This is a genomic window from Streptomyces boluensis (assembly GCF_009908195.1).
Classification (GTDB): Bacteria; Actinomycetota; Actinomycetes; order Streptomycetales; family Streptomycetaceae; genus Streptomyces; species Streptomyces boluensis.
Genome location: NZ_JAAAHS010000454.1, coordinates 1 through 5,416 on the forward strand (window position 1 = coordinate 1; position 5,416 = coordinate 5,416).

General features: G+C 69.4%; 4 protein-coding genes and 1 pseudogene. All 5 read left to right on the forward strand.

Translation table 11 applies throughout. From position 1 onward, the window contains the following. A partial coding sequence (locus GUY60_RS33545; protein WP_512700849.1) for a DUF8175 domain-containg protein occupies positions 1-512 on the forward strand: 512 nt, incomplete at its 5' end. After that, complete coding sequence (locus GUY60_RS33550; RefSeq protein WP_161704793.1) at positions 502-1,794, forward strand: hypothetical protein; 1,293 nt, start codon at positions 502-504, stop codon at positions 1,792-1,794. The genes GUY60_RS33545 and GUY60_RS33550, both read left to right, overlap by 11 nt. Further along, positions 1,791-3,341, forward strand: a complete 1,551-nt coding sequence (locus GUY60_RS33555; protein ID WP_161704795.1) for an SCO6880 family protein — start codon at positions 1,791-1,793, stop codon at positions 3,339-3,341. Before GUY60_RS33550 ends, GUY60_RS33555 begins: the two co-directional genes overlap by 4 nt. Before the next feature lie 41 nt (positions 3,342-3,382). Continuing rightward, positions 3,383-4,798 (forward strand): ATP-binding protein, encoded by a 1,416-nt coding sequence (locus GUY60_RS33560; RefSeq protein ID WP_161704797.1) that lies wholly within the window; start codon positions 3,383-3,385, stop codon positions 4,796-4,798. 1 nt (position 4,799) lies between these two features. Continuing rightward, positions 4,800-5,416 (forward strand): annotated as a pseudogene (locus tag GUY60_RS39305) (type VI secretion protein); the annotation flags it as partial.

The window sequence follows — 5,416 nt, forward strand, 5'->3', positions numbered from 1 at the left end:
GGGAGGGGGTGCAGAGTGCTGCGGCGAATTACGCTGCCGCTTTGGGGTCTGACGGGATGTTCAGCACGGGAACACGTCACGACATCGTCGACTCGCTGTACACACGGGACGCGGCTGCCAAGCTCCAGGGCCCTATGGACAAGGCTTACTCGCCGGACTTCCTCGGCCAGATGGGCCTGGACGAAAACGGCAAGGCTCCGAAGGGGAGCACCTTCGTCTCTCGCACGATCCCGGTCGGCACCAAGGTTGCCCAGTACAGCAACGACCGTGCCAGGGTGTCGGTTTGGTACACCGGCCTCATCGGCATGTCCGGCTCGAACTCCACCGACCCTGTGCGGACGACCTGGAAGACCTGGACGTTCGATCTGAGTTGGACCGCTGGGGACTGGAAGATCACCAAGGACTCTCAGAAGGACGGGCCCGCGCCAGTGCCCGGCGATGAATCGGCCGCCACCTCCAAGGACATCAGCGAAGCCGTCGAACAGTACGGAGGGTTCACGTATGCCCGGTAAGAGCCGTGCCCTCTCACTCACTGCCGCCATGGCAGCTGTGCAAGCGACCGCTGTCCTGCTGGCAACGCCCGCGGCAGCCGAGCCGACTCCCAAGCCGTCCGATGACCCGTGCGACCTCCTCATCGGACCGGCGAAGAAGTACTGCGAGAACGGCAAAGAATCCGGCACCCCCAAATCCCCCGCCGACGACGCCCTCGGCACCCTCGACCCGCTCTCCTCGCTCGCCAAGGGCTGTGCCGACGCCGCCTCCTGGACCGTCGAGAAGCTCAGCGAAGCGGTGAAGGAGTCCGCGAACGTCGACTTCACCAACCCGACGTTCCTCAAGCAGTACGCCGTCGTCTTCGCCGCGTCGACCATCCTCACGCTGCTGCTCTGGCTGCTCGCCGTGGCCAAGCGGGCCGTGCGCGGGGTGCCGGTGGCGACGGCGATCGGGGAGGCCATCGGGTTCCTCTGGCTGACCGTGATCGCCTCCGCGTTCACACCGCTGATCCTCTACACCGTGGTCTCCGCGACCGACGGCGTCTCCGAAGTGCTCGCCAAGGCCACCGGTGGCCAGACCGACGTATTCTTCGGGTCGTTCGCCGAAGCCCTGAAGAAGGGCGAGGACATCGGCGGCGGACCGATCATGCTGATCGTCGTCTCGCTCGTGTCGATCCTCGCCGCCGGCGTCCTCTGGCTGGAGCTCGTCATCCGGGCCGCCCTGCTCTACGTGGGCGCGCTGCTCGGCACCGTCGTGTACGCGGGGCTCGTCGACAAGAACCTCTGGTCGCACGTGCGCCGTTGGGCCGGAATCATGATCGCGGTGATCCTGGTGAAGCCCGTCATCGTCATCGTGCTCGGGCTCGCCGGAGCGCTCTCCGGCGACGACGGCCCGGACGCGTTCTCCGCCGTCGTCTCCGGGCTCTCCATCATCCTGCTCGCCATCTTCGCCTCGGCGATGATCTACCGCTTCGTACCGGGATTCGGCGACGAGATCGCGGCCGGCCGCAACAACCGCATCATGCAGGGCGCCGAGGGCAAGGCCGCCGCCGTGATCAGTTCGCCCGCCGCCCTCGTCTCGCAGGGCATCAAGACACACAGCACCCGCGGCCGCGGCGGCGACGACAGCGGCGGCGGCGGCGCCCGCCCCGCGAACCCCGCCAGCGGCGGCATGGCCGCGCACAGCAACCGCGGCTCGGGCGGCGGCGGAGCCGCCCCCTCGCCCCGTACCGGCGGCCACGGCTCCCGCCCCACGAGCAGCTCCAGAGGAACGACCAACCGCACGGGAGGTGAAGGGCGTTGACGACCCAGTCCCACCAGGTCGCGCCCCGCCGCACATATCTGATCGGCCGTGCGCGGCCGAACGCGATCGTCGGCAAGAACCGCGAGACCGGCGAGATCGCCATGATCATCGCCGGAGCCTTCCTCGGCATGATGTGCGGACTCCTCGTCCCCGTACTCTCCGCCCGCATCGTGCTGCTCATGGGCTTCCCGATGCTGGCCCTCGCCGCGGTCTACGTGCCGTACAAGGGCCGTACGTTCTACCGCTGGTTCGAGGTCAACCGCTCCTACAAGCGCAGCCTCCGCCAGGGCACCGCCTACCGCTCGGCCGCGCCCGAGGCGGGCATCCGCTTCGACGGCCGCGAGGTCGAGGTCGGCCCGCCGCCCGGCATCGGCCGTATCGCCTGGCTCGCCGCGCCGTTCGGGCCCGACGAGATCGCGGTCCTGCTGCACGCCGACCGCCGTACCGTCACCGCCGCCATCGAGATCGAGGGCCCCGGCGTCGGACTGCGCGACTCCGAGGACCAGGAAGCCCTCGTCGACCGCTTCGGCACCCTCCTCAAGCACGTGGCGAACGGCGACGGCTTCGTCACCCGCCTCCAGATGCTCGCCCGCACCCTGCCCGCCGACCCCGACGCGCACGCCAAGGACGTCGCGGTGCGCGGCGACGAGAAGTCGCCCGACTGGCTGCAGGGCTCGTACGACCAGCTCCAGTCGATGGTGTCGACCAGCAGCGAGCAGCACCGCGCGTACCTCGTGGCCTGCATGCACTACACCCGCGAACTCGCCGCCGAGGCCCAGGCCGTGGCCCGCGCCTCCCGGCCGCACGCCGGGCGCAGGGTCGACAAGGACGCCGGTATCGCCGTCGTCATGGCCCGCGAACTGACCGACATCTGCTCGCGCCTCCAGGAGGCCGACATCCGGGTACGCCAGCCCCTCGGCCAGGGCCGGCTCGCCTCGCTCGTGCACTCCATGTACGACCCGGACCACCCCATCGACCACATCCAAGCCATGACGAAGCGGAACGCCTGGCCCGCCGAGCTCGACGCCATGGAGGCCACGTACCTCCAGGCGAAGACCCGCGAGTCCTCCACCCGCGCCCCCTGGTGCCACGCCACGGCCTGGGTGAAGGAGTGGCCGATGACCCCCGTCGGCGTCAACTTCCTGGCGCCGCTGCTCGTCCACACCCCCGACGTGATCCGCACCGTCGCCGTCACCATGGACCTCGAACCCACCGAGGTCGCCATCGAGCGGATGCTGACCGAGAAGACCAACGACGAGGCGGAGGCGAGCCGTCAGGCCAAGATGAACCGCACCGTCGACCCCCGCGACGCCGCCGCCAACTCCCGCCTGGACCAGCGCGGCGAGGACCTGGCGAGCGGCGCGGCAGGCGTCAACCTGGTCGGGTACATCACGGTGTCGTCCCGCTCCCCCGAGGGACTCGCCCGCGACAAGCGGACGATCAGGGCCTCGGCGGGCAAGTCGTATCTCAAGCTGGAGTGGTGCGACCGCGAGCACCACCGGGCGTTCGTGAACACCCTGCCGTTCGCGACCGGCATCCGACGCTAGCCCGGCCACCCAGGGACACAGAAGGTAGAGGCGCCAAGCCCATGCGAGATCCGCTGACCACGCTGACCGACGCCTTCACCTCCTTCCTCTTCGGAAAGGTGGAGACGACCCGGCTGCCCGTGCGCACGTCCACCGGCCAGGCCCAGGCCGTGTACCTGCCGACCGCCGCCCCCGGCCTCGGCGACTCGGGCGTGATCATCGGCCGCGAGGTGTACAGCGGCAAGGGGTACATCTACGACCCGTTCCAGCTGTACGGTCAGCAGCTCCCGGCCCCGCACTGGCTGGTGCTCGGCGAGTCCGGCAACGGCAAGTCCGCGCTGGAGAAGACGTACGTACTGCGGCAGTTGAGGTTCCGCGACCGGCAGGTCGTCGTCCTCGACGCGCAGGGCGAGGACGGCGTCGGCGAGTGGAACCTGATCGCCCAGGAACTCGGCATAACGCCCATCCGCCTGGACCCGACCGTGGCCCTGGACACGGGTATCCGCCTGAACCCCCTCGATCCCTCGATCACGACCACGGGCCAGCTGGCGCTGCTGCGCACCATCATCGAGGTGGCGATGGGCCACGGCCTCGACGAACGCTCCGGCTTCGCCCTCAAGGTCGCGCACGCCTACGTCAACGAGACGATCGTCGAGCGCCAGCCCGTACTGACCGACATCGTGGAGCAACTCCGCCACCCCGAGCCCGAGTCGGCGGAGGCGATGAACGTGGCGATAGACGACGTACGGGCCTGGGGCCTGGACGTCGCCCTCGTCCTGGACCGCCTGGTCGACGGTGACCTGCGCGGCATGTTCGACGGCCCGACCACGGTCGGGATCGACCTGGACGCGCCCCTGATCGTCTTCGACCTCTCCCACATCGACCGCAACTCCATCGCCATGCCCATCCTCATGGCGATCGTCGGCGTATGGCTTGAGCACACCTGGATCCGGCCCGACCGCAAGAAGCGCATCTTCCTGGTGGAGGAGGCGTGGCACATCATCAACTCCCCCTTCGTGGCGCAGCTTTTCCAGCGCCTCCTCAAGTTCGGCCGCCGCCTCGGCCTGTCCTTCGTCGCCGTCGTCCACCACCTCTCCGACGTCGTCGACGGGGCCGCCGCGAAGGAAGCCGCGGCGATCCTCAAAATGGCCTCCACCCGGACGATCTACGCCCAGAAAGCCGACGAGGCCCGCTCCACCGGCCGAGTCCTGGGCCTGCCCCGCTGGGCGGTGGAAATCATCCCGACCCTCACCCCCGGCATCGCGGTCTGGGACGTCAACGGCAACGTCCAGGTCGTCAAACACCTCATCACCGAGATGGAACGGCCCCTCGTCTACACCGACCGCGCCATGACCGAGTCGTCCCCCGTCGACACGCACGACGACCTGATGGCCGCCGCCGAACGCGAGGCGGAGGAACGCGCGGCCCGCATGGAGCAGTACGCCGAACTCGGCGACCCGGACGCAACGGTGGCCTGACATGGACCAGGACCGCCGCGCCGAGAGCCGCTCCGGCACCGAGGGCCGCTCCTCCGGCGGCGGCATCCCCGACGGTCTGCTCGTCGGCCTGCTCGCCTTCCTCCTCGGCCTCACGCTCCTGGTCTGGACGGCGACCGGCCTGGCCGCCCTCTTCGCCAAGGGCGCCTGGCCCGAGGGCGTCACCTTCACCGAAACCCCCCTGGCCATACGGCACCTCGCCTCCCAACCGCACGACATCGCGGGCGCCTGGCCCGCAAGCCCCGCCTCCGCCTTCTCGGGGTACGGACTGTTCTGGGGCCTGTTCATAGGGCAGTTGATGATCCTGACGGTCCTCACGATCTTCGTGATGGGCACGGTTACGCGGTGGCGGGCGGTACGAAAGGCATCGGCCGGCAACGCGACGGGCCCGACGCCCTCTCCCACCCCTACAGCTACCGCTACCGCTGTGGGCAATCGTTCCGCTGGGCGGAACGGGTGGGCACAGCCCCACGTGCCGGGTGCCGTAAACGAGGGGCCCAGCCCAGTCGACCAAACGGCACCCCCGGCGCCGAGCGCGAAGAACGATGGGCCCAGCCCAGTCAAGGAACCGGCACCCGAGCCAACCGCACTCCAAAAGAC